Here is a 21,186-nt window from a genome sequence, read left to right as displayed (position 1 = left end):
GGGCGCGATGAGGCCAGCACATCCAACATCACCGTCGCCTGACACCCCGCCTTCGCGAGCAAGCCCGCTCCCACATTTGGATTTTCTGCCACACACAATTGCCTGGTGCACCACAGATCCCCTGTGGGAGCGAGCCTGCTCGCGATGAGGCCCGCACAGCCAACATCCTTGCCGACTGATACTCCGCCTTCGCGAGCAAGCCCGCTCCCACATCTGGCACCCACAACCAACGACATGGCACACACGCACACCTGCCGCCCCACCCCCCCGGCGTAGTATCGAGGCCGACCTCTGGGGCACAACCCGCTCCAAAGTGCCCTGCAATGCACGCTGAACCCCTCCACATCTCACTAAAACAAAAAATCGGCCTTCGGGTCGCGGGAGATTTCTGTGCTCAAGAAAAGTGCGCTGGGCTGGCCAAAGATTGCCGGCCTCGGAATTGCGTTGGTGGTGGCCGGGCAGTTTTCCGGCTGGAACTTCGGGCTGGCGGCCGGTGGCTGGCTGAACATGCTGATCGCCACGTTGTTGATGGCCCTGCTCTGCGGCGGCCTGGCCTTGTGCGTGGCGGAACTGTCCACGGCGTTGCCCAGCGCTGGCGGCGTGTTCGTGTATGCGCAAAGTGCGTTCGGGCCGTTCGTGGGGTATCTGGTCGGGGTCGCCTGTGCCTTGGCGCTGACCATCGGCACCGGGGCGGCAGCGACGTTCATTTGCGCCTACACCGAATCGATTTTCGGCCTCGGTGGCTGGCCGGTGAAGATCGCCCTGTTCGCGGTGATCATCGGCATCCACATGCGTGGCGTCGGTGAGGCCATGGGCCTGACCTTCATTGCCGGCATCATCGCTGTAGTCGCCCTGCTCACCTTTGGCGTGGCCATGGCGCCCCATGTCGAATTGGCCAACTTGCTGAAACTGCCCGCCAACGTCGTCACTCCCGTGAGCCTCGGCGGCATCTTCGCCTGCGTACCCTTCGCGATCTGGTTGTTCATCACCGTCGAGCAAACCGGTTCGGCAGCCGAGGAGGCGCACAACCCCGGCCGCACCATGCCACGGGGCATTCTGGCGGCGATCGGCACCTTGCTGGTGACGGCGCTGGTGGTGCTGGTCTGCGCACCCGGTGCCGGTGGCGTCGAGCTGGTCGGTTCGGCAGGTGATCCGCTGTACGCCGCGATGTCCGGCAACAGCGCCTTCGGTGACGGCTCCTGGCTGGCCAAGGTGATTGGCTGCGGCGCGGTGTTCGGCCTGATCGCTACCTTCTTTTCGCTGGTGTTCGCCGCGTCCCGGCAGTTGTTCGCCATGGCTCGCGACGGCCTGTTCCCGCAATGGCTGGGCAAGACCGGCAAACGCGGTACGCCCTGGCCGGCGCTGTTGCTGATTGGCGCCATCGGTCTGCCGCTGTCCGAAGTGGACCCGGCCACGGTGATGCTCGCGGTCGTGCTGTTGCTCAACGTTGGCTACCTGTTCATCTTCGCCGCGTACCTGCGCATCAAGACCCGCCAGCCTGACCTGCCACGGCCCTTCACCTTGCCCGGCGGCAAACTGGTTGCCTGGCTGGGCCTGGCCCTGACGCTGGTGGTGATCGCCGCCTGCTTCCAGCTCGACCTGCTGATGCTGATCGCCCTCGCCGTGACCTTCAGCCTGTGCATTTTCAACTACCTGCTGCGCAACCGTCGCGCCACCGTCATTGAGGTTCCGGACCATGCCTGAAGACACTCTGCTGCAACGCCGCCATCGCGTACTGGGCAGCGCCTCGCCGCTGTTCTACGACAAACCCTTGCACCTGGTGCGTGGCGAAGGTGTCTGGCTGTTCGACGTCGACGGTCGTCGCTACCTCGACGTCTACAACAACGTGCCCTGCGTCGGTCACTGCAACCCTCACGTGACCGAGGCCATGCACCGCCAGGCCACCACGCTGAACATCCACACCCGTTACCTGGATGAACAAGTGGTGCGCTACGCCGAACGCCTGACCGCGACCTTCGGCGAGCCACTGGACACCGCGATGTTCACCTGCACCGGCAGCGAGGCCAATGAGCTGGCGCTGCGTCTGGCACGCTTTGCCAGTGGTGGCACCGGCATCATCGTCAGTGACTACAACTACCACGGCAACTCGGCGTCGCTGGCGCAAGTCACCACCGCCCTGCCCTCGCCGGAACCCTTCGCCGCCCATGCCCGCGCCGTGCCGATTCCGTGCCTTTACCGGGCACCGGCCGGCACCACCGAGGCGCAACTGGCCGAGCAATACGCGGCCAACATCGCCGCCGCGATTGCCTCGATGCAGGCCCAGGGCATTCGCCCGGCCGCGTTGCTGATCGACACCCTGTTCGCCAACGAAGGCCTGCCACGGGTGCCGGCCAGTTTCGTCAACAAGGCCGCCGCGCTGATCCGCGCCGCCGGCGGTCTGTTCATCGCCGACGAAGTGCAGTCCGGCTTCGGCCGTACCGGTGATCACCTGTGGGGTCATCAGGCCCACGGTGTGGTGCCGGACATCGTCACCCTCGGCAAACCCATGGGGAACGGCTATCCACTGGCCGGCTTGATCACCCACAAGGCCCTGGTCGAATCCTTCGGTCGCCATGCGATGTACTTCAACACCTTCGGTGGCTCGCCCGTGGCGGCGGCGGTCGGCATGGCGGTGCTGGACGTGATCGAGCAACAGCAACTGCTGAAAAACGCGCAAGACGTCGGCGCTTACGTGCAACAACGCCTGCAAGCGCTGGCCGCCAGGCACTCGATCATCGGCGACGTGCGCGGCAAGGGCCTGTTCTTCGCCATGGAACTGGTGCGCGACCACGCCAGCAAGGAACCGGCCGGCCTGGAGGCGCGCAAGGTGGTCAACGACATGCGCGAGAACGGCGTGCTGATCAGCAAGATCGGCGCCGGCGACAACATTCTTAAGCTACGGCCGCCGCTGGTGTTCGGCCGCGATCACGCCAACCTGTTTGTCGACACCCTGGACCACGCCCTGAGCGCGATTTGAGGCCCTGCCATGACCGAATTCCACACCCTGCCACACGACCAGCAAGTGGCCCGCCTGCACGAACTGGCGCGCCATGCCCTGCAACAGTGGGACGGCGAGTTCGCCGACATTGAACTGGTGAAGTTTCGCGAGAACGCGGTGTTCTCCGCCCACCGCCACGATGGTCAGCGGGTTGCCTTGCGCATCCACCGCAATGGCTATCACGGCGAAGCCGCGCTGCGTTCCGAGCTGCAATGGATGGAGGCACTGGCCGGCGCCGGCATCACCGTGCCGCAAATCATCCGTGCGCAGAATCAAAGCCACCTGGTCGAAGTCACCCATCAAGCCATCGGCGAGCCGCGCCACATCGACATGCTCGCCTGGCTGCCGGGCGCCACCGCCGGCACCTCGGAGAACGGGGTGCAGGCCGATACCGAAGTCGATTTTCTGTTCCGTGAGGCCGGCGCGATTGCCGCGCGCATTCACTTGCATTCGGCGCACTGGCAGCAGCCGGACGAGTTTGTCCGGCATGCCTGGGATGAAGAAGGCCTGATCGGCGCCAACCCGTTCTGGGGGCGATTCTGGGAGCTGGAGCAACTCAGCGATGAGCAACGGGAGCTGCTGCAACAGGCCCGGCGCACGGCGCGCAAGGACTTGCGTCAGTACGGCCGGCACCTGGGCAACTTCGGCATGATCCACGCCGACCTGGTGCCCGAGAACCTGCTGATCGAAGGCCCGCGCCTGCGCTTGATCGACTTCGACGATGCCGGGTTTGGCTGGCACATGTTCGAGTTGGCTACCGCGCTGTACTTCTGCCTGGATGACCCGCGCTTTGATCAGATCAAGACCGCGCTGCTCGACGGCTACCACGCGGTCAAGCCGCTGACCGAGGCGGATCGCAAGACCCTGGCGCTGTTCCTGATGCTGCGCGGCACCACGTACCTGGGCTGGATTCACACCCGCCAGGGCACGCCGACAGCGATTGAAATGGCGCCGATGCTGATTGAGCGGGCTTGCTGGTTGGCTCGAGAATATTTGCAGGTCTGATAGACCGCCATCGCGAGCAAGCTCGCTCCCACAGGGATCTTCCGTGAACACAAGAAGTGAGTACGCCAAAAATCCACTGTGGGAGCGGGCTTGCCCGCGAAGAGGCCATCACTTCCAACATCAATGTTGACTGACACACCGCTTTCGCGAGCAAGTCGGATCGCCGCACCGCCGCTCCCACAGGGTCAGCGGCGTTAGGCAGATTCCGGTGAATCCAGCCTGTCCAGCGCCCGATTCACCGCCAACTCCCCCAGCATGATCACTTGCGCGATGCCCAGCAGGGTGTTGCGGTGCGTGCCTTCCAGGAAGCCCGCCAGGTCATTGGCCATGACACTCGCCGAGGCCAGCGATTCGCAGGCGTGGGCCAGCAGGGTTTCGGTGTCGATGTCGGGGTTGATGGTGAACAGTGTGGAGGGTTTGTGCGGGGTGGCCATGATGTGCAGGGCCGGGTTGGGACAAGCGTCGTCTTGCGGTGGATCAGGGGTAACCTTCAACATCGTTCGGTCTCCAGAACTGGAGCCGTCACTGATTCGCTGCTAAACGAATGTAGGGTGGCGGCTGTACGCAGGTTAGCAGACCGGGGAGACACGAAACCGGCGCGCCCGAGGGCGCCCTGCGCACAGCTGCCATCAAGTGCAGGGATGGGAAATACCTGACTGTGTGGACTGCCAATGCGCCTCGTGTCACCACGGGCTGCTAAACCCGATCACTGGAAATCAGTGATGCGGACCAAGTTACCGATGGCCTCCAAGACGCACAAGCCGGCGGATTCTGGCGTACCTGTAGGCAATGCCGCAAGGTGTTGTAGCTTGCAGGAAGTTACTCCTACAGCCGTTAAACAAACATTCCAAACTGGCACCGCCATCGCGAGCAAGCTCGCTCCCACAGGGACTTTCAGCGAACGCAACATCTGTGTTCGACTCAAATCCACTGTGGGAGCGAGCTTGCTCGCGATTGAACGATAACGCGGTCTATCAGCAATGCGCGCCGACATGCTCCAGGCGATGGAACAAGCGGTTGAAATACACCAGGCTGTCACGCGGTTCCCGCACGCCGACCTTCGTCAGCTCCACGAACATCACCGAGTGCGAGCCCACTTCCTTGCACTCGCTGATGCGCCCTTCGAGCTGCACCAGGGCATCGCGCAGCACCGGCACATCAGCCGCGCCGTCGTCCCACAGGTCCCAGGCGAAACGCTCGGCCATCGGCACCTTCGTCATGCCGGCGAAGTGCCGGGCCAGTTCTTCCTGCTCGCCGCACAGCACGTTGACGCACAAGTGGCCGTTGGTGCGGAACACGTCGTGGGTGGCGCTGTTGCGGTTGACGCACACCAGCACGGTGGGCGGCGAGTCGGTCACCGAGCACACGGCGCTGGCGGTGATGCCGCAGCGCCCGCCGGGGCCGTTGGTGGTGATGATGTTCACCGCCGCAGGCAACTGCGCCATGGCGTTGCGAAAGTCGATTTGCTGCTGGCTCAGGTCGGCCATGTCGATGCCCCTTCCTTCAGGAGGACCGCCATCTTGCGGCCCGTAGGTGATGGAACAAGACTAAGGCTGCGGGCGCGGCACAACCATTCTGACGATCCCCATGGCGAGGTTGGGTTTCCGCTAGTCGACTAGGTGGTTTCTTTATCGCAAGGGCCGGCCACAGTGGGTATTCTGATGACTGGCTCCAGAAAGACGAGCCGATGCGTGCCGCGCGTTCGCGTGCGAAAACAATAATTAGAAAACTTTCGTGGCAGCCCCGATGGAAACCCGCAAACCGATTGTTTATATCGTTGACGACGACAAGGACCTGCGCACTTCCCTGGCCTGGTTGCTGGAGTCGGTCAGCGTGCAGGCGCAGTGCTTTGCCGGCGCCGAAGAGTTCCTCAGCCAGTACGACCCCAGGCAGCCCGCCTGCCTGGTGCTCGACGTGCGCATGCCGGAGACCAGCGGTTTCCAGTTGCAGGAAATCCTCAACCAGCGCGGCAGTACCCTGCCGACCATCTTCGTCTCGGCCCATGGCGACATTCCGATGTCGGTCACGGCGATGAAGAACGGCGCACTGGACTTCGTCGAGAAGCCCTACAACCCGCAGCAGATGATCGACCGCATCCAGGCCGCGCTGAAGACCGCCGTGCACGCCCAGGCCGATCAGCAACAGCGTCAGAACCTGCAGGGCAAACTGGCGTTGCTGACCAGCCGTGAACGGGAAGTGCTGATGCTGGTGATCGATGGCAAGGCCAGCAAGGTGATCGCGCGGGAACTGAACATCAGCGTGAAGACCGTTGACGTGCACCGCACCAAGATCAAGGAAAAGATGGGCGTGACCAGCATCGCCATGCTGGTGCGCGAGGTGCTGCATTTGCCGGTGGATGAGCCGGTGCGGCACTGACCCTCCTCTAATCGACGTCAGGCCGCCATTGCGGGTACATTCAACATCGATGGTGACTGACACACCGCTTTCGCGAGCAAGCCCGCTCCCACAGGTTGACCTCGGCCGGACACAGACTTTGTGTTCACCGAAGACTCAATGTGGGAGCGGGCTTGCTCGCGAAGAGGCCGGCACATTCAACATCAATCGCGGGTGTCAGATCTGGCTATAGCGCTTGCGATAAGCCCCTGGTGACACGCCGAAGCGCGATTTGAAGGCCGACGAGAAGTAGCTCGAATCCGAGAAGCCCCACGCATAACACAGCGCCGACAGCTTCTGCTCGACATCGGCGCGGCGCAGATTTTCGGCGCAGAAGTCCAGGCGACGATGCTTGATGTACTGCGCCACCACCAGCCCGCGCTTGGAGAACATCCGGTACAGGCCGCGCACGGAAATCCCGACTTCACGGGCGATCAACTCGGGGCACAGTTCCTCGTCGCTCAGATGTGCGTCAATGAACGCGATGATCTTGCGGAACTGCCGTTCATGGGGATCGGCCGCGCTGTCCCGGGCGCTGATGCCCGGCAGCAACAAACTGGCCAGGGCATCGAGCACGGCCTCGCTTTCCTGCATGTCCAGCCCTTCCTGCTGGCGTGTCTCCAGCACCAGCTTGTTGGCCATCGCCGCCAGCGGACTGCTGGCCGCGATGCGCGTGGCGCAGTTGACGGCATTGAAGTGCGAACCACGCTCGACCACCTGGCGCGGAAGAATCAGCGACAGCTGTCGGCAATCGCCGTGGTAGGTCATGTCGCTCGGACGGCTGGCGTCGATCAGCGCGATGTCGCCACATCCCAGTTGCGCGCGGTTGTCGCCCTGCTCCAGCTGTGAACTGCCACGCATCTGGAACACGGCGTAGTAGTGGCCGTCGCTGCTGGTGCTGACGTCCTTGCTGGTGCGATACAAATGCACGTGCGCCATGTCGACCACACTGAGGTTGATCGCACCGCTGCGGAATTCCGCCAGTTCGCCGTAGAAATCCGTGTCCAGCGCCCGTGCGTCGAAACGCCCGCAGGCCTGGTTCACCTGGCTCAACCAACTTTCGAACGCCTCGTTGCGCACCGTCGATGCTGTAATCATGTCCGCAAAGCCTCACGTTTTTGTTGTTATTTTTTTTCGACCGCTTCATCGAGCGGTTCGTCAAACCGTTGTTTCTGTAGCCATCGCCTCCCTCGACGGCCGCCGGGCGCCCATTCAACAGGCTCCGGCGCATGCTTTCCAGCCTTCCCGAGGCTTAAATGTCCAATACCAGACGAGCGGAAAGCGCCCGTGACACACAGGCGCAGATCTGCTTGTTGGACGCCTTTTCCTTGTTCGACAGGCAGTTGTCGCGGTGTTCCGGTACGCCGTCCAGCACCTCGACGATGCAGGTGCCGCAAATGCCTTCGCGGCATTCGGTGTCGATGTCGCAACCATGGGCCTGCAGCACGTCGACCAGGCTGGCGTCGGCCGGCACGTGCAGCACCACGCCGGAACTGGCCAGCTCCACTTCGAAACCGCCGGCCGGGGCGCTGTTGGCCGCCGGGTCCGCCGCGAAGTGTTCGAGGTGAATGGCCTCATCCGGACGACTGCGCGAAGCCACTGCCACCACTGTGTTCATGAAGGGTGCCGGGCCGCAGGTGTAGACGTGGGCGGCGCTGCCGGCACGCTCCAGGCATTCACTCAACGCTGCGTCGAGATCCGCGGGCTCCACGCCGTAGTGAAACTCCACGTGGTCGGCAAAACGGGTCGCCAACAGCTCGGTAAACGCGGCGTACTGCGCCGAACGGGCGAAATAATGCAGGCGATACGGCTGGCCGCTTTCCGCCAGTTTGTAGGCCATGCTCAGCAGCGGCGTGACACCGATACCGGCGGCGAACAGCAGGTGTTCACTGGCACTTTCATCGAGACGGAACAGGTTGCGCGGCGCGCCCATTTCCAGCTCCATGCCCTCCTCGACCTGCTCGTGCAACGCCAGCGAACCGCCGCGCGACTGCGCTTCTTTCTTCACCGCCACCAGGTAGGCACAGCGATCCTGCGGCGGGCTGCACAGCGAATACTGGCGGGTCACCCCGGTCGGCCCGGTCAGGTCGACGTGGGCACCCGGTTCATAGGTGTCGAGCGGCTGGCCGTCACTGCGCACGAGGCGAAAGGAGCGGATATCCAGCGCTTCGTCGACGATCCTTTCGATCTTCACCTTCATCATTGCATCACCTGAATACACTTGGTTGGGTTTAACACTACGGCTAGATCCAGACCTTGTAGGAGCGAGCTTGCTCGCGATGGACTTTCAGTTACATCGGTGTCGACTGACACACCATCGCGAGCAAGCTCGCTCCTACAAGGATCATTTTCCGGCCATGAAGTCAGCGCATGAACAAGCCGCCGTTGATGTCCCAGCACGCGCCCGTTACGGAGGCGGCGTTGTCGGCGATCAGCAGCAACACGCTGTCGGCGATGTACGACGGATCGCCGAGGGTGCCGGCCGGGATCATTTTCAGGATCTGCTCCAGACGCTCCGGCGCCACGGTTTCGCGCACCACCGGCAAGTCCAGCGGACCCGGCGAGATGCTGTTGACCGTCACCCCTTGCGGCGCCAGTTCACGGGCGAAAACCTTGGTCAGGGTCGCCACGCCGCCCTTGGCCGCCGCGTAGTGCGCGCCGGTGGCAGTGCCGCCGTTCTGCCCGGCCAGGGACGCGATGTTGACGATGCGCCCGAAGCCACGCTCGGCAAAGTGCGCGCCGAACACCTGGCAGGCCACGAAGGTACCGCGCAGGTTGATCGCCATCGACTCGTCGAACTCTTCTGGCGTGATGTCCATCAGCGCCGCGACTTTCGACACGCCGGCGTTGTTCACCAGAATGTCGGTGCCGCCCCACTGCTCAACGAGCAGGTCGCGGGCACGCTGGAAGTCGGCTTTGCTGCGCACATCCAGCTCGATGGCCATGGCGCTGGCGCCACTGCCATCGAGTTGCAACGCCAGTTGCTGCACGCCGTCGAGGCGCACATCCGCCAGGGCGACGCGATAACCTGCCGCGTGCAGACGGCGGGCGATGCACTCGCCCAGCCCGCGCGAGGCACCCGTTACGAGGGCTACTCGACTCATGATGGTGCCCTCACAAAAGGAAGCCGAGCGCGCTCAGGCTGTCGGTGGAGTTGATCAGGCGCACCACCTTGCGTTCCAGGGTCGGCACGCCGTCGGTGAAGCGGATGCGGTGGTTCAGGTCGGCCACGAATGGCGTGTGCACGCCGCGCTTGTAGGCGTACAGCAACTGCGCGGAATTCACTTCGACGATGTCACCGGCCGCTTCCACCAGACGGAAACGCGAGACGGTGCGAATGGTTTTCGCCGCGTCCACCGCCGACGGCGAGAAGCCGGCGCTCAGGCGTTCGATGCGCAGGGCACGCATGCGCGCATCGTCGTAGGCGTAGTTGAGGGTCGCTTCGAAATCTTCGGTGTCCGGGTCGATCGGCACGATGTACTTGCCGCTGTCGCTCCACAGGGTCGCCCATTCGGCATAGTTCTTGTGGTCGAGCAGTTCGGCTTCGCGCCAGATGAATTCGATGGCCTGGGCCAGGGGACCTGCAAAACCGTTCAGGGTGTCGTGATTGCTCATTGGCTCATCATCCTTTTCCACATGTCGTAGGCACCGCGCATGCCGCCTTCGTCGGTGGCGTGGCTGACCTTGTCGCCGTTTTCAGCGGTGATTTCGCGGTTCAGGCCGCGGTTGACCAGGATCGGCGCGTCGACGCCGGCATACGAGCCGCGCTGCACGCGGTCCCAGGCTTCGGCATCGTCAGGGCTGCCGAAACCGAACGGGCCCTGGAAGTGTTCGTGGATGCGCATGCGTTCGCGGTTGGCGATTTCCGGGCCGCCGTCCATGCCGAGGGCCACGTGGCGGATCTCGGTTTCAGTGACCGACACCGGACGCAGTACGCGGAAGAACGACATCGACATCGCCACGTTGGGGAACAGGTTCAGGTTGAAACCGGCGCCGTGCAGCGAGCGCACGATGCGACGGACCTGATCGGCCGGCAGGGTTTTCGACAGTTCTTCAGTGACGTGGGCGAAGCGTTCCTGCAACTGTTCGGTGCCGTCGTCGTGATCCAGGTCGACGTGCTCCGGCACCATCACCATCACGCTGTGACCGTTGCCCAGGGAGTGGGTCACGGCTTGGTCGTCGGTCATGAACGAGAGCATTTCCGAGGTTTCTTCGTCCACCGACGACATGAACGACTTGTGCACGATCGGGAAGTGATAACCGTCGGTGGTGTTTTCCAGCTGGATCTTCCAGTTGCCCTTGAAGCTGAACTTGTGTTCACCCTGGGTCTTGATCGGGTAGCCGGCGCCCTGCTTCATGAACAGGTCCATCCAGTGTCTGGCGCCGCCGAGGAAGTCTTCCAGCGGTTCGATCTCGTCGTTGTAGCTGGCGAAGACCATGCCGGCGTAGCTTTCGACGCGCAGGCTGGTCAGCGGCAGTTCGGACTTTTCCAGGATGCCTTCGTAACCGTCCGGATACGGCAGCGCCCGCAGCTTGCCGTCCAGGCCATAGGACCAGCTGTGGTACGGGCAGGTGAAACCGGTGGCGTTGCCCTTGTGCTTCTCGCACACGGTGGCGCCACGGTGCCGGCAACGGTTTTCCAGCACGTTGATGGTGTTCTTCTTGTCGCGCACGACGATCACCGGGCGACGGCCGATGGTGGCGGTCTTGAAGTCGCCTGAGTTGCGCACCTCGCTTTCGTGGGCCACCCACACCCAGGTGCGGTAGAAAATCTTTTCCAGCTCGGCTTCGAACAGCGCCGGGTCGTTGTACAGCGAGACGTCGACGCGGTCGTGACTGACCAGGTCTTCGGGGCTTTTCGACGTTGCGATCAGCCGGTATTCATGAGTGCTCATGCGGTTCTCCTCATGGCTTCTTTTCAGATTTGGGTTGTAGAGGCTTGAAGTTGCGCACCAAAGGCGCAGACCAGCTCGTCCTGACCTTTGCGGCCGACGATTTGCAGGCCGACTTTCAATCCGCCGCAATCGAGTTCCACCGGCACCGTCAGCGCCGGGTGGCCGCTGAGGTTGAAAGGCCGCACCAGTGGGGTCATGCCAGCCACGGCCTTGCTGCCGGCGCGGGCTTCGCTGAGGGTTGGCGGCAAGGCCGGCAGCGTCGGCAACAGCAACACGGCAAAGTCTTCCAGCGCCGCATCCACCTGTTGCGTAAAACGCCTGCGCACGGCTTCAGCCTCTGCGAGCTCTTCACGCGTAGTACGGCTGGCCGCCAACAGGCGTGTCTCGACATCGGCGCCGATCAGGCCTTTGCCGGTGAGATGACCGAACGCGGCCCAGTTTTCAAAATTGATCACGGTCAGGCCGGCGGCGAACGCGGCTTCGAATTCGCTCAGGTGCAGGTGGCTGCGACGCCATCCGGCGCGGTCGGCAGCGGCACCGAGACTGGCTTGCAGGTGCGCGTCACAGGCCACGTCGAGGAAGCCGACTTTCGCGCCGTCTGCGGGCAGTCCCTGCACGTCAAAGCCTGGGCAAATCACCTGCATGGCGGCGATCAGATCGTCCATGGACCTGGCGAACGGCCCGACGCAATCGAGGCTGGACTCCAGCGGATGCGCACCGATACGGCTGACACGGCCATAGGTCGGCTTGAGCCCGGCGATACCGCAGCACGCCGCCGGCACCCGCACCGAACCTCCGGTGTCGGTGCCGATGGCGATGTCCGCCAGGCCGGCGGCGACAGCCGAGGCCGAGCCGCTGGAGGAACCGCCCGGCACCCGGTCCGGCGCCTGCGGGTTCACCGGTGTGCCGGTCCAGTCGTTGATGCCGGTGACGCCGAAGGCCAGTTCATGCAGGTTGGTCTTGCCGACGATCTGCCAGCCGGCGTCGAGGATCGCGTCGACCACTTCGGCGTTTTTCGTTGCAGCGGGTGCATCGGCGAAGGCACGACTGCCCGAACGGGTCGGGTGGCCGGCGATGTCGATGGAGTCCTTGATGGCGACGCGCTTGCCGTTGCCACCGAGGAGGAATTCGCTGATGAACGTACTCATGTGCCCGCTCCCAAGGTGAAGAGCTCCGTGTTGAACAGCCGTTGCGTGCGGAAATGCGCGATCAGCCAGGTGCCGTCGACGCAGCGGAAATCGATGTTCAGACGCGTGCCGAACAGCTCGCTGCGGCCATCGGCGTAGGTGGAAATCTGCTGCATGATCCACTGCCCTTGCGCCGTGCTGCCGTCGACGCTGATCGACTCGCTGGTGAGGTAGTGCAGGTTCAGCTTGAAGTGGTCGGACGGCGGCAGATACCCGCCGACAAACGCGGCCACGGCATCACGCCCACGGTGCTGACCAAAGGTCTGCGCGGTCTGGCTGCCGACGCCTTCCCAGATCGCATCGATGCAGAACAGCTCAGCCAACTCGCTGACATGGGTAAGCGCCCTCGGCACATCGCACAGGTCCATGTAGCGCGCCATCAGGCGGCGCACCGCGCTCTCCCCTTCGAGCGTCTGAAGACGCTGCAGCAAGGCCTCGTTCATGGCTTACACCCTGGCCGCGTCAGGGATGGTCAGCGGGCGACCGATGCGCGCTTCGACCTTGGCGTAGCGCCACAGGCTGTACTCGCCCACCGGCGTGGTACGAAACAGGTTGCAGGCGTCGATCACCGACTGGTGGCAGTCGACGTCGGCCATGATGTACACGGTCCAGGGTGAGGTAGTCGACGGGCCGACCATCAGGCGGTCGTCGTCCATGGCTCCAAGCACGGTGATGCCGGGCATGGCACCGAGGGAGCCCATCATCTGGCTGAAGCCCTTCCACACGCTCAGGCCTTCGCCGGTGGGCAGGTCGAAAAAGTTCTGGGTGATGCCGATGCAGAAGACGACGCGCAACGGTTCCTGGGTAGCTTGGGACATGGTGTTGATCCTTGAAAAAGTAATGAAAAATCAGATGTAGCCCGGGAACGGCGGCACGCCGAGGAACACCGAGCCGGCGCCGTCGTACAGCCCTTCGCTGAGGAAGGCGTGCTGGGTCACCACCATCGAGTCGCGCAGGTAGCGTTGCAGCGGATGACGCAGGTAAATGGCGGTGGTCCCGGCCAGGCTGTAGGCGCTCTGCACCACCTCGGCACCCGCCTGGGAGACATGGATCGCCGACAGACGCAGCAGGCTGGTCTGCTCCGGCGTGACCGGGTTGCCGGCCAGGATCGAGTTCCACACCTGCTCGGTGGCGTTGTAGAAGAACCCCCGTGCGGCCATCAGCTTGGCTTCGGCCTTGGCGATCTCGATGCGCACGTAAGCGCGGTCGGCCATTTTCGGCGCACCGGTAATGCCGCCGGCCCCGGCCATGCGACTGATTTCATCCAGCGCTGCACGGGCCAGGCCGAGGTTGACCACGGCCAGCACTTGCGCGGCGTAGGCGATCGACGGGTAGCGGAACAGCGGTTCGTCGATGGTGGCGGCACCACCACGGATGAAGGTCCAGCGGTCCTCGACGAATTTGTCGGTGACACGCAGGTCATGGCTGCCGGTGCCCTTGAGGCCGACCACGTCCCAGTTCTCGACGATCTCGACCTGGCTGGCCGGGAACACCGCCGTGCGCGGTTTGCCGCCCGCCGTACTTGCACCGATACCGACACCCAGCAGGTCCGCGCCTTTGCTGCCGCTGGCGAACTTCCAGGTGCCGTTGACCTGCCAGCCGCCTTCCACCGCTTCGGCTGGCTGCAGCGGGAACAACCCGCCGGCGAACACCAGGTCCGGGCTCTCGGCGTAGATTTCAGCCAGGGTTTGCGGTGGCAAGGCCGCCAGATAGACACCGGCGCTGCCGAAGCTGGCGACCCAGCCCGCCGAGCCGTCGGCTTCGGAGATGCGTTCGATCATGTGCAGGAACAGCGCCGGCGCCAGGGCGTCGCCGCCGTAGCATTTCGGCGTGGCGGCGCGGTAGATACCCAACTGCTTGAAGCGCTCGATCATGTCCCGAGGCACGTGGGAGTCGGCGTCGAATTCTTCGCGGCGTTGGCGAACCTCATCCAGCACCTGCTCAAATAGCTGACTCTCGACCATTGGCACGACCGGGCCGGACACAGGGTCTTGTTGCCGCAGCATGGGCTAGTTCTCCGTTTTGATTATTGTTAGAGGGCTCCACCGCTCCTTGTAGGAGCGAGCTTGCTCGCGATGGTCGTCAACGATGACGCTGGAAACCTGGCACCCCGTGGCGCTCTCAGGTTCATCGCGAGCAAGCTCGCTCCTACAAGGGTCGGGTCGTTGCCCTTGCATTGGAGGCCAGTGTAAAAACCGCATCCGCCCGCCACTATTGGTGCGTGCAGCCCCCTCGCTAAAGAAAACCCCTAGGTCCACGCCGGTTACCTCTGAGCGCATCGCGCTGTGCGAGCAGGTATAAAACGCCATACTGCAAATCTCTGCCGCCAGGGGCCGTGCGATGTACCTGCCAAAACCGAACGACTTTTTTGCCCTGATCGAAGCCATGCCGCTGTGCATCATTCTTCATGACGCGCACACCAAGGAGATTCTCTGGGCCAACGCCGCTGCCCTGGCGGCGCTGGGCTTTACCCTGGAGGAGCTGACGCCGCTCAAGGCCCCGGACATGACCCGCGATGCGCCGAAGTACCGACGTTCGGTCGGCTTGCGCTGGCTCGAAGGCGCGGCGCGCACCGGGCAGCGCGCCATCGAGTGGTGCTATCGCTCCAAGCAAGGGGTGGAGATTCTGTCCGAGGCGGTGGCGACCCTGGTGCACCTGGACGGTCGCGACGTGTTGATGGTGCAGTTCCGCGACATCTCCAAAGAGGACAAGGTCAAGCGCGACCTCAAGCGTTTCGAAAGCCGGCTCAAGGCCTTTATGCAGGACCTGGCCGAAGGCGTGGCGGTGCTCGGCCCCGAGGGCGACATCCGTTTTATCAGCGACTCCGGCGCGCACCTGCTCAACAGCGAAGTGCACCAGCTGATGGGCAAGAACTTCCTGGCCTGGTGCGACGACGCATCCGGCCAGCGCCTGCTGCAACAACTTGCCCATGAAACGCCGGAGCACGCGCCGTTCAACGTGCATTACAAGGTGCAGCGCCGGGATGCCGAGTGGCGTTGGCATGACGCAACCTGCCGCTACATCGAGATCGAGGATGATCTGGTCGGCCATCTGCTGCTGTTCCGCGATGTCACCGAGCAGGTCCAGGCCGAGGAAGCGCGGCGGGTCAGCGAGCAGAAGCTCGAGTACCTGGCGCGCTACAACGCCATGGGCGAAATGGCCGTGGCCATCGCCCACGAACTGAGCCAACCCTTGGCCGCCACCCGCAACTTCATTGAAGGCACGATGATTCGCCTGGGCAACGCCGGCGAAACCGATCAAGGCGTCGCCTGGGGTTTGCAAAACGCAGTGCGGCAAATCGAGCATGCCTCGGTGATCATCAAGAGCGTGCGCGATTACGTGGTCAAGCTGGAGCAATCCGAACAGCGGGTCGACCTTAATGAGCTGCTGCGCGAAACCCGCTACTTCATCAGCCTGCGCGCCGATCCGAGCCGGGTGCGCGTGGAAATCATCGCCTCGCCCGAACCGCTGATGGTGAGTTGCGAGAAGGTGCTGATCGGCCAGGTGATCCTCAACCTGGCCTTCAACGCCATCGAAGAAATGGCCGACCTGCCGGCCGAACGGCGCGTGTTGCGTATCCATGCCAGCCGCGACAACGAGGTGGCCCTGGTGCGCATCGAAGACTGCGGTCGCGGCATCCAGGCCCAGGCGCAAGAGAAGCTGTTCGACGGCTTTTTCTCCTCCAAGGTCAGTGGCAATGGCATTGGCCTGGCGCTGTGCAAGAACATCATCGGCCGCCACCGGGGCGATATCTGGGCGCAAAACCTGGCGCCGTGCGGCGCGGTGTTCAGCTTTTCCCTTCCCCTCGCCACAAGTGCAGCGTCGCCCTCCCCCTCTCAGACCATTCAACCCCCTGCTTTATCACCTTGTGCAGCCAGTTTCATGACACTGGCACAGACACACAAACACTTGGCAGGCAGGGCAATTCTCCTGATCGCGGGGCACGGCAGAATCAAAGGGTAAAAATCTGCCAAAGCACCCGCGATCCGCGTTACCAACAATTCAGGAAGTTCCCCTTATGCGAACAAACAGGATCTCCGTACAGTCAGCGCTTGGCCTGAGCCTGCTTGTACTCGGTTTGAACAGTGCCCGCGCGGATTTGCCCGCCGGTACGATTGGCCAGACCGTTCTGGCGTTTCCACCCGAAGCTCACCGCGCGTTTGTCATCGACGTCGAGTTCGACAGTTTCGTCGCTGGCCGCGTGACCGTGGTCGACCCGGACCAGAAGCGCATCCTCGGCATGGTGCCGACCGGTTTTGCCGCGCCGTCGACCCTCAGCCATGACAAGAAGACCCTCTACAGCGCCGACATCTGGTATTCGCGCGGCACCCGCGGTACCCGTACCGATGTGCTGACCGCATGGGACAGTTCGACCCTGTCGCCGGCCTGGGAAGTGCTGATCCCGAACAAGCGCGCCGAATCGCTGACCCAGCGTTATGCGCTCAAGCCGAGTGGCGACGACAAGTTCGTCTATGTCTACAACTTCACGCCGTCGACCTCGGTCACTGTGGTCGACACCCAGGCCAAGGCCGTTGCCACGGAAATCGCCATTCCCGGTTGCGTGCTCAACTACCCGATCGGCAACCGCCGCTTCGCCTCGCTGTGCGGCGACGGCAGCCTGCAAGTGGTGACCCTCAACGATCAGGGCCAGGAAACCGCGCGCAGCCGCACGCCGTTCTTTGATCCGAACGCGGAAAAACTGGTAGAGCGCGCGGTCAACGTCGGCGACACCTACTACTTCACCACCACGACCGGCACCGTGCGCCCGGTGGATTTCGCAGGTAGCGCGCCGAAGATCCTGCCGTCCTGGTCACTGGTTACCGACGAAGAAAAGAAGGCCGGTTGGGCACCGGGTGGCTGGCAGTTGATGGCCGTGGCACCGAAGCTGGACCGCCTGTATGTGCTGATGCACGACGCCCACGAAGCCATGAAGTGGGAAGACCCGAGCCCGCTGATCTGGGCGTTCGACCTCAAGACCCACAAAAAGGTAGCGACCCTGGAAGCCCCGGTTCCGGTGTGGAGCATGCAGGCCACCGGTGACGACAAGCCGCTGTTGCTTGGTACCGATGTGGAAGGCGGTTTGCAGATTTTCGATCTGAAGACCAACAAGCTCACCGGCAGCATGCCGAAAGTCGCGAAGACCGCGACTCAGGTCCTGAGCTACTGAGAGGTTCGGCCATGCACACAGATCCGATCTTCATCATAGCCAGCGCCATCGCCATCGCGGTGTTGCTGGCCAGCGCCGCGACCCACAAGTTGCGCGCGCCGGCCCGCTTCGCCCGGCAACTGGCGGACTACCAACTGCTGCCCCAGACGCTGGTGCGCCCGACGGCACGGCTGGTGCCGCTGCTGGAACTGGCCATCGCCTTTGCCCTGCTGGTGCCGGTCAGCCGTGGTTACGCCGCGGTGAGCGCGGCCAGCTTGTTGGCGCTGTACGCCGCCGCCATCGGCATCAACCTGTGGCGCGGTCGCGCGGACATCGACTGCGGTTGCGCCGGTCCCGACCAGGCACAACCGCTGCGCCCGGTCCTGCTGGCGCGCAACAGCGCACTGGTGCTGCTTGCACTGGTGGCCAGCGTGGCGCCGGTCGCCCGCGACCTCAACCTGTTCGATGGTTTCGTGACCCTGGCCGCCGCCGCGGTCGCGTTGCTCATCTACGCCGCGGCCGATGGCTTGCTGGCGAACTCCCCTCTTCTGCTCAAATTGATTGGTAGGTAATCGAAATGGAAGGCTTGATTGTTTCCAACGTTCTGCTCTGGGTGCTGCTGGTGGCCGTGGCGTTTGTCGTCATGGGCCTGGTGCGGCAGATTGGCGTGCTGCACGGGCGTCTGGCCCCGGCCGGTGCGCTGATGGTCGACAAAGGCGTGGCGGTCAATGAACCCGCGCCGCAGATCACTGCCAGCGATCGTCACGGTCGCCCGGTGAACTTCGGTTATGCCGGTGAAAAATCGCAATTGCTGTTCTTTCTCTCGCCGACCTGCCCGATCTGCAAGTCGCTGCTGCCGGCGATCAAATCCATCGCCAAGGAACAAGCGGGCAGCCTGGACGTGGTGTTCGTCAGCGATGGCGACATGGACGCCCAGCAAGCGCTGATCCGTGAACACAAACTCGAAGACGCCACCTACGTGGTCGGCCCGCAAGTGGGCATGACCTACCAGATCGGCAAGCTGCCGTATGCCGCACTGATCGACAAGGCCGGCACCCTGCGCGCCAAGGGCCTGGTCAACTCCCGCGAGCACCTGGACAGCCTGTTCGAAGTCGAGCACCTCAAGCACGCCACGCTGCAGCAGTACCTCAATGCCCAACCCCACACCCACGACCACAGCCACAGCCACGGCCATAGCCACTGATAAGGCAGGGAGACCTTTATGAAACTGCTGGATCTGTTGTTCGAGCGCTCGACCCGCCGCGTGGCCGACACCACTTCGCGCCGCAAATTGCTGTCGCGCATGGGCTCGCTGATGGTGGCCGGTGCCGCCCTGCCTTTGCTGCTGCCGCTGGACCGTACCAGCAAGGCCCTGGCCGCCGAGCCGGCGCAGGCTGGCGACCCGGGTGATCCGAACAGTTGCGACTACTGGCGCTACTGCTCCATCGACGGCTTTCTGTGCAGCTGCTGCGGCGGTTCGGTGACCTCCTGCCCGCCAGGCACCGAAGCCTCGCAAGTGACCTGGATCGGCACCTGCCGCAACCCGGCCGATGGCAAGGACTACATCATTTCCTACAACGACTGCTGCGGTAAGCAAAGCTGCGCCCAGTGCGCCTGTACCCGTAACGACAGTGAAGAACCGGCTTACCGCCCGTTCAACAACAACGATGTGAACTGGTGCCTGGCCGCCAAATCGCACATCTACCACTGCACCGTTTCGGTAATCCGCGGCGTCGCCGTCTAAACGCGCACTTTCCGCCGGTTGCTCGGGCAATCGGCGGTTTTTTTTCTGTGGCTGCTTTTCATTTTTTTTACTGCTTTGTGTGTGTACCTGTAGGAGCGAGCTTGCTCGCGAAGGACGTCAACGATAACGCGGGCTACCTGGTTTAACGCGTCGCCCTTGAGATCTTCGCGAGCAAGCTCGCTCCTACATGCAGGTGCCAAACCGGTCATCAGCGGAGGTCTGTTTCATGCGTAGGTTGATATTGCTCGGAGTCGTCTGCGCCCTGAGCGCCCCGCTCGCATTCGCCCGGGCTATTCCCGACCCGGCGCAGGGCCATGCGCCGGGCAACGAAGAGGTTCAAAAACCGATTGCCCAGGCCGGGTACGGCGTCGGCGTCAACTATCAGCTGCAATGTGCCGGTTGCCACCTGGGCGACGGCACGGGCTCCGCCGCGAACGACACGCCCCGGATGAAAGGCTTTGTCGGCAACTTCCTGAAGGTACCGGGCGGCCGCGAATTCCTCGTGCGGGTGCCGGGCATGTCGCAGTCGGCGCTGAACAACGCGCAACTGGCGGACTTGCTCAACTGGCTGATGCGTAAAGACGGCATGGCGGGCGAAAGCCTGCCGGCCGACTATCAGCCTTACACCGCCGAAGAAGTCGCGGCGCTGCGTGCCCGGACCATGCTCAACCTGCCCGGCACCCGTAGCGAGTTGATCAAAGCCATGCGCGCCCGGGGCATCGCGATCGATGACGGGATGACCGCAGGAACGATGGACTCGCCGACGGCAAATCAGTAACGTAACCGGTGCTGCTTTCGACCCCACCAAAGCGAAAAGGGAGTTTGCATCGTGACCGAAGAGACAAAACCCAAAGGACCGGCTTCGTACTTCCCGTCAATCGAGAAGAAGTATGGGCAGCCGATCAGCCATTGGCTGGACCTGCTTAAAACCCTCAGCGACAAGAAACACATGGAACTGGTGGCCTGGCTCAAGACCGAACACGGCATGGGGCATGGCCACGCCAACGCGCTGGTTGCCTATCATTTGGCAACGGCCACCTAGCGCCGGACAACGCCATGCCCGCCCCCGAATCCACCCTCCTCGACAGCTGGCACCACAATGCCCGGGCCTGGATCGACGCCATCCGCACGGGCACCATCGAAAGCCGTCTGAAGGTCACCGACCAGGCCATCCTGCTGGCCGTGCTGGGACGCCAGCCCGAGCGTGTGCTCGACCTGGGTTGCGGCGAAGGCTGGCTGTTGCGTGCACTGACGGACCGGGCCATCGAGGCGGTCGGTGTGGATGGCGATGCGACGCTGGTGGAAGCGGCGCGGGCGGCGGGCGCTGCACCGGTGCATCTGGCGAGCTATGAACAGCTGGCAGAGGCAGCCGTCGACATCGGCCGCGACTACAACCTGATCTGCGCCAACTTCGCCCTGCTGCATCAGGACATCATCCCCCTGCTCGGCGCCATGAACAGCCTGCTCGCCCCTGGCGGCGCGCTGGTGATCCAGACGCTGCACCCGTGGTCCGCTGCGGCGGGCGACTATCAGGATGGCTGGCGGGAAGAGACCTTTGCCGGATTCAAGGGCCAGTGGCAGCCCATGCCGTGGTACTTCCGCACCCTGTCCAGTTGGCTCAACGCGCTGGACATGGCCGGTTTCGTACTGGCCGGCTTGCAGGAACCGCAGCACCCGCAAAGCCCGGTGCCGCAGTCGTTGCTGTTGGTGGCCGAGCGGCGGCTGTAGGAGCGCGGCACCGCGCCCCCTGTGGGAGCGGGCTTGCTCGCGAAAGCGGTTTGTCAGTCACATCGATGCTGGATGTGCCACCGCCTTCG

Annotated in this window: 23 protein-coding genes and 1 pseudogene; 13 read left to right on the top strand and 11 right to left on the bottom strand. The window is 63.5% G+C overall.

Going from position 1 to position 21,186, the window contains the following annotated elements; all coding sequences use genetic code 11:
- The first annotated feature begins 390 nt into the window (after nucleotides 1-390).
- Genes AC3WN7_RS23330 through AC3WN7_RS23320 form a run of 3 tightly spaced genes read left to right on the top strand, consistent with a single transcriptional unit; the run spans nucleotide 391 to nucleotide 4,003 of the window.
- Nucleotides 391-1,704 (top strand): amino acid permease, encoded by a 1,314-nt coding sequence (locus AC3WN7_RS23330; RefSeq protein WP_102675700.1) that lies wholly within the window; start codon nucleotides 391-393, stop codon nucleotides 1,702-1,704.
- Nucleotides 1,697-2,977 carry an aspartate aminotransferase family protein gene (locus AC3WN7_RS23325; RefSeq protein ID WP_102675699.1) on the top strand — a complete coding sequence of 427 codons (1,281 nt, stop codon included), beginning with the start codon at nucleotides 1,697-1,699 and terminating at the stop codon, nucleotides 2,975-2,977. The genes AC3WN7_RS23330 and AC3WN7_RS23325 overlap by 8 nt, the downstream gene beginning before the upstream one ends.
- Before the next feature lie 9 nt (nucleotides 2,978-2,986).
- A complete protein-coding gene (locus AC3WN7_RS23320; RefSeq protein WP_102675698.1) occupies nucleotides 2,987-4,003 on the top strand; it encodes a phosphotransferase enzyme family protein in 1,017 nt (338 codons plus the stop codon).
- A 194-nt stretch (nucleotides 4,004-4,197) separates the two neighbouring features.
- Here the strand turns inward: AC3WN7_RS23320 and AC3WN7_RS23315 are convergent, their stop codons facing one another.
- Nucleotides 4,198-4,500, bottom strand: coding sequence for a DUF6124 family protein (locus AC3WN7_RS23315; protein ID WP_102675697.1), 303 nt, complete (start codon nucleotides 4,498-4,500; stop codon nucleotides 4,198-4,200).
- Between the two features lie 477 nt (nucleotides 4,501-4,977).
- Nucleotides 4,978-5,490 (bottom strand): 4-hydroxyphenylacetate 3-monooxygenase, reductase component, encoded by a 513-nt coding sequence (gene hpaC / locus AC3WN7_RS23310; protein ID WP_095968160.1) that lies wholly within the window; start codon nucleotides 5,488-5,490, stop codon nucleotides 4,978-4,980.
- A 259-nt stretch (nucleotides 5,491-5,749) separates the two neighbouring features.
- Here hpaC and AC3WN7_RS23305 point away from each other — a divergent pair, with 259 nt between their 5' ends.
- The gene (locus tag AC3WN7_RS23305; RefSeq protein ID WP_007978139.1) at nucleotides 5,750-6,379 is read left to right on the top strand and encodes a response regulator transcription factor; all 630 of its coding nucleotides are present in this window, start codon (nucleotides 5,750-5,752) and stop codon (nucleotides 6,377-6,379) included.
- 195 nt (nucleotides 6,380-6,574) lie between these two features.
- Here the strand turns inward: AC3WN7_RS23305 and feaR are convergent, their stop codons facing one another.
- From feaR to AC3WN7_RS23260, 9 genes are all read right to left on the bottom strand, one after another.
- Entirely contained in the window at nucleotides 6,575-7,495 is a 921-nt protein-coding gene (gene feaR / locus AC3WN7_RS23300; protein WP_102675696.1) for a transcriptional regulator FeaR, read from the bottom strand.
- A gap of 154 nt (nucleotides 7,496-7,649) precedes the next feature.
- Nucleotides 7,650-8,600 (bottom strand): PDR/VanB family oxidoreductase, encoded by a 951-nt coding sequence (locus tag AC3WN7_RS23295; RefSeq protein WP_102675695.1) that lies wholly within the window; start codon nucleotides 8,598-8,600, stop codon nucleotides 7,650-7,652.
- A 160-nt stretch (nucleotides 8,601-8,760) separates the two neighbouring features.
- Entirely contained in the window at nucleotides 8,761-9,501 is a 741-nt protein-coding gene (locus AC3WN7_RS23290) for an SDR family NAD(P)-dependent oxidoreductase (protein WP_102675694.1), read from the bottom strand.
- A 10-nt stretch (nucleotides 9,502-9,511) separates the two neighbouring features.
- A complete protein-coding gene (locus tag AC3WN7_RS23285) occupies nucleotides 9,512-10,012 on the bottom strand; it encodes an aromatic-ring-hydroxylating dioxygenase subunit beta (protein ID WP_007978131.1) in 501 nt (166 codons plus the stop codon).
- On the bottom strand, nucleotides 10,009-11,292 hold the full coding sequence (locus tag AC3WN7_RS23280) for an aromatic ring-hydroxylating oxygenase subunit alpha (protein WP_102675693.1): 1,284 nt from the start codon (nucleotides 11,290-11,292) through the stop codon (nucleotides 10,009-10,011). The genes AC3WN7_RS23285 and AC3WN7_RS23280 overlap by 4 nt, the downstream gene beginning before the upstream one ends.
- Before the next feature lie 23 nt (nucleotides 11,293-11,315).
- Complete coding sequence (locus AC3WN7_RS23275) at nucleotides 11,316-12,440, bottom strand: amidase (protein WP_102675692.1); 1,125 nt, start codon at nucleotides 12,438-12,440, stop codon at nucleotides 11,316-11,318.
- The gene (locus AC3WN7_RS23270) at nucleotides 12,437-12,922 is read right to left on the bottom strand and encodes a nuclear transport factor 2 family protein (RefSeq protein WP_102675691.1); all 486 of its coding nucleotides are present in this window, start codon (nucleotides 12,920-12,922) and stop codon (nucleotides 12,437-12,439) included. Before AC3WN7_RS23270 ends, AC3WN7_RS23275 begins: the two co-directional genes overlap by 4 nt.
- Before the next feature lie 3 nt (nucleotides 12,923-12,925).
- The gene (locus AC3WN7_RS23265; RefSeq protein WP_007978123.1) at nucleotides 12,926-13,297 is read right to left on the bottom strand and encodes a hypothetical protein; all 372 of its coding nucleotides are present in this window, start codon (nucleotides 13,295-13,297) and stop codon (nucleotides 12,926-12,928) included.
- A 30-nt stretch (nucleotides 13,298-13,327) separates the two neighbouring features.
- On the bottom strand, nucleotides 13,328-14,485 hold the full coding sequence (locus AC3WN7_RS23260) for an acyl-CoA dehydrogenase family protein (protein ID WP_102675690.1): 1,158 nt from the start codon (nucleotides 14,483-14,485) through the stop codon (nucleotides 13,328-13,330).
- Nucleotides 14,486-14,554: 69 nt separating this feature from the next.
- Between AC3WN7_RS23260 and AC3WN7_RS23255 the strand changes: the two are divergent.
- The 9 genes and pseudogenes from AC3WN7_RS23255 to AC3WN7_RS23215 form a co-directional block, all read left to right on the top strand.
- Nucleotides 14,555-14,632, top strand: a pseudogene (locus AC3WN7_RS23255) (outer membrane lipoprotein carrier protein LolA); the annotation flags it as partial.
- Nucleotides 14,633-14,819: 187 nt separating this feature from the next.
- Complete coding sequence (locus AC3WN7_RS23250) at nucleotides 14,820-16,442, top strand: sensor histidine kinase (RefSeq protein WP_256585804.1); 1,623 nt, start codon at nucleotides 14,820-14,822, stop codon at nucleotides 16,440-16,442.
- 55 nt (nucleotides 16,443-16,497) lie between these two features.
- Nucleotides 16,498-17,646 (top strand): amine dehydrogenase large subunit, encoded by a 1,149-nt coding sequence (locus tag AC3WN7_RS23245; RefSeq protein ID WP_095968170.1) that lies wholly within the window; start codon nucleotides 16,498-16,500, stop codon nucleotides 17,644-17,646.
- Between the two features lie 11 nt (nucleotides 17,647-17,657).
- A complete protein-coding gene (locus tag AC3WN7_RS23240) occupies nucleotides 17,658-18,197 on the top strand; it encodes a MauE/DoxX family redox-associated membrane protein (protein ID WP_102675689.1) in 540 nt (179 codons plus the stop codon).
- A 5-nt stretch (nucleotides 18,198-18,202) separates the two neighbouring features.
- Nucleotides 18,203-18,829 (top strand): methylamine dehydrogenase accessory protein MauD, encoded by a 627-nt coding sequence (gene mauD, locus AC3WN7_RS23235; protein ID WP_102675688.1) that lies wholly within the window; start codon nucleotides 18,203-18,205, stop codon nucleotides 18,827-18,829.
- Between the two features lie 18 nt (nucleotides 18,830-18,847).
- Nucleotides 18,848-19,369 carry a methylamine dehydrogenase light chain gene (locus AC3WN7_RS23230; RefSeq protein WP_007978110.1) on the top strand — a complete coding sequence of 174 codons (522 nt, stop codon included), beginning with the start codon at nucleotides 18,848-18,850 and terminating at the stop codon, nucleotides 19,367-19,369.
- Between the two features lie 226 nt (nucleotides 19,370-19,595).
- On the top strand, nucleotides 19,596-20,147 hold the full coding sequence (locus tag AC3WN7_RS23225) for a cytochrome C (RefSeq protein WP_102675687.1): 552 nt from the start codon (nucleotides 19,596-19,598) through the stop codon (nucleotides 20,145-20,147).
- A 51-nt stretch (nucleotides 20,148-20,198) separates the two neighbouring features.
- Nucleotides 20,199-20,411, top strand: coding sequence for a DUF4287 domain-containing protein (locus AC3WN7_RS23220; protein WP_007978105.1), 213 nt, complete (start codon nucleotides 20,199-20,201; stop codon nucleotides 20,409-20,411).
- A gap of 14 nt (nucleotides 20,412-20,425) precedes the next feature.
- Nucleotides 20,426-21,097: a class I SAM-dependent methyltransferase gene (locus AC3WN7_RS23215; RefSeq protein ID WP_095968174.1), complete on the top strand. Its 672-nt coding sequence runs from the start codon at nucleotides 20,426-20,428 to the stop codon at nucleotides 21,095-21,097.
- Nucleotides 21,098-21,186 lie beyond the last annotated feature (89 nt).

It is taken from the genome of Pseudomonas sp. FW305-70, from assembly GCF_058783925.1.
Note: the sequence above shows the minus strand (reverse complement) of the source record. Positions and strands in the feature narration are given on the sequence as shown.

Bases quoted from the DNA above. Each gene is read 5' to 3' on its own strand.
- mauD (WP_102675688.1), top strand. From the start codon at position 18,203: ATGGAAGGCTTGATTGTTTCCAACGTTCTGCTCTGGGTGCTGCTGGTG.
- hpaC (WP_095968160.1), bottom strand. From the start codon at position 5,490: ATGGCCGACCTGAGCCAGCAGCAAATCGACTTTCGCAACGCCATGGCG.
- AC3WN7_RS23325 (WP_102675699.1), top strand. From the start codon at position 1,697: ATGCCTGAAGACACTCTGCTGCAACGCCGCCATCGCGTACTGGGCAGC.
- AC3WN7_RS23320 (WP_102675698.1), top strand. From the start codon at position 2,987: ATGACCGAATTCCACACCCTGCCACACGACCAGCAAGTGGCCCGCCTG.
- AC3WN7_RS23225 (WP_102675687.1), top strand. From the start codon at position 19,596: ATGCGTAGGTTGATATTGCTCGGAGTCGTCTGCGCCCTGAGCGCCCCG.
- AC3WN7_RS23280 (WP_102675693.1), bottom strand. From the start codon at position 11,292: ATGAGCACTCATGAATACCGGCTGATCGCAACGTCGAAAAGCCCCGAA.
- AC3WN7_RS23215 (WP_095968174.1), top strand. From the start codon at position 20,426: ATGCCCGCCCCCGAATCCACCCTCCTCGACAGCTGGCACCACAATGCC.
- AC3WN7_RS23295 (WP_102675695.1), bottom strand. From the start codon at position 8,600: ATGATGAAGGTGAAGATCGAAAGGATCGTCGACGAAGCGCTGGATATC.
- AC3WN7_RS23270 (WP_102675691.1), bottom strand. From the start codon at position 12,922: ATGAACGAGGCCTTGCTGCAGCGTCTTCAGACGCTCGAAGGGGAGAGC.
- AC3WN7_RS23275 (WP_102675692.1), bottom strand. From the start codon at position 12,440: ATGAGTACGTTCATCAGCGAATTCCTCCTCGGTGGCAACGGCAAGCGC.
- AC3WN7_RS23250 (WP_256585804.1), top strand. From the start codon at position 14,820: ATGTACCTGCCAAAACCGAACGACTTTTTTGCCCTGATCGAAGCCATG.
- AC3WN7_RS23240 (WP_102675689.1), top strand. From the start codon at position 17,658: ATGCACACAGATCCGATCTTCATCATAGCCAGCGCCATCGCCATCGCG.
- feaR (WP_102675696.1), bottom strand. From the start codon at position 7,495: ATGATTACAGCATCGACGGTGCGCAACGAGGCGTTCGAAAGTTGGTTG.
- AC3WN7_RS23315 (WP_102675697.1), bottom strand. From the start codon at position 4,500: ATGTTGAAGGTTACCCCTGATCCACCGCAAGACGACGCTTGTCCCAAC.
- AC3WN7_RS23260 (WP_102675690.1), bottom strand. From the start codon at position 14,485: ATGCTGCGGCAACAAGACCCTGTGTCCGGCCCGGTCGTGCCAATGGTC.
- AC3WN7_RS23305 (WP_007978139.1), top strand. From the start codon at position 5,750: ATGGAAACCCGCAAACCGATTGTTTATATCGTTGACGACGACAAGGAC.
- AC3WN7_RS23290 (WP_102675694.1), bottom strand. From the start codon at position 9,501: ATGAGTCGAGTAGCCCTCGTAACGGGTGCCTCGCGCGGGCTGGGCGAG.
- AC3WN7_RS23285 (WP_007978131.1), bottom strand. From the start codon at position 10,012: ATGAGCAATCACGACACCCTGAACGGTTTTGCAGGTCCCCTGGCCCAG.
- AC3WN7_RS23265 (WP_007978123.1), bottom strand. From the start codon at position 13,297: ATGTCCCAAGCTACCCAGGAACCGTTGCGCGTCGTCTTCTGCATCGGC.
- AC3WN7_RS23230 (WP_007978110.1), top strand. From the start codon at position 18,848: ATGAAACTGCTGGATCTGTTGTTCGAGCGCTCGACCCGCCGCGTGGCC.
- AC3WN7_RS23245 (WP_095968170.1), top strand. From the start codon at position 16,498: ATGCGAACAAACAGGATCTCCGTACAGTCAGCGCTTGGCCTGAGCCTG.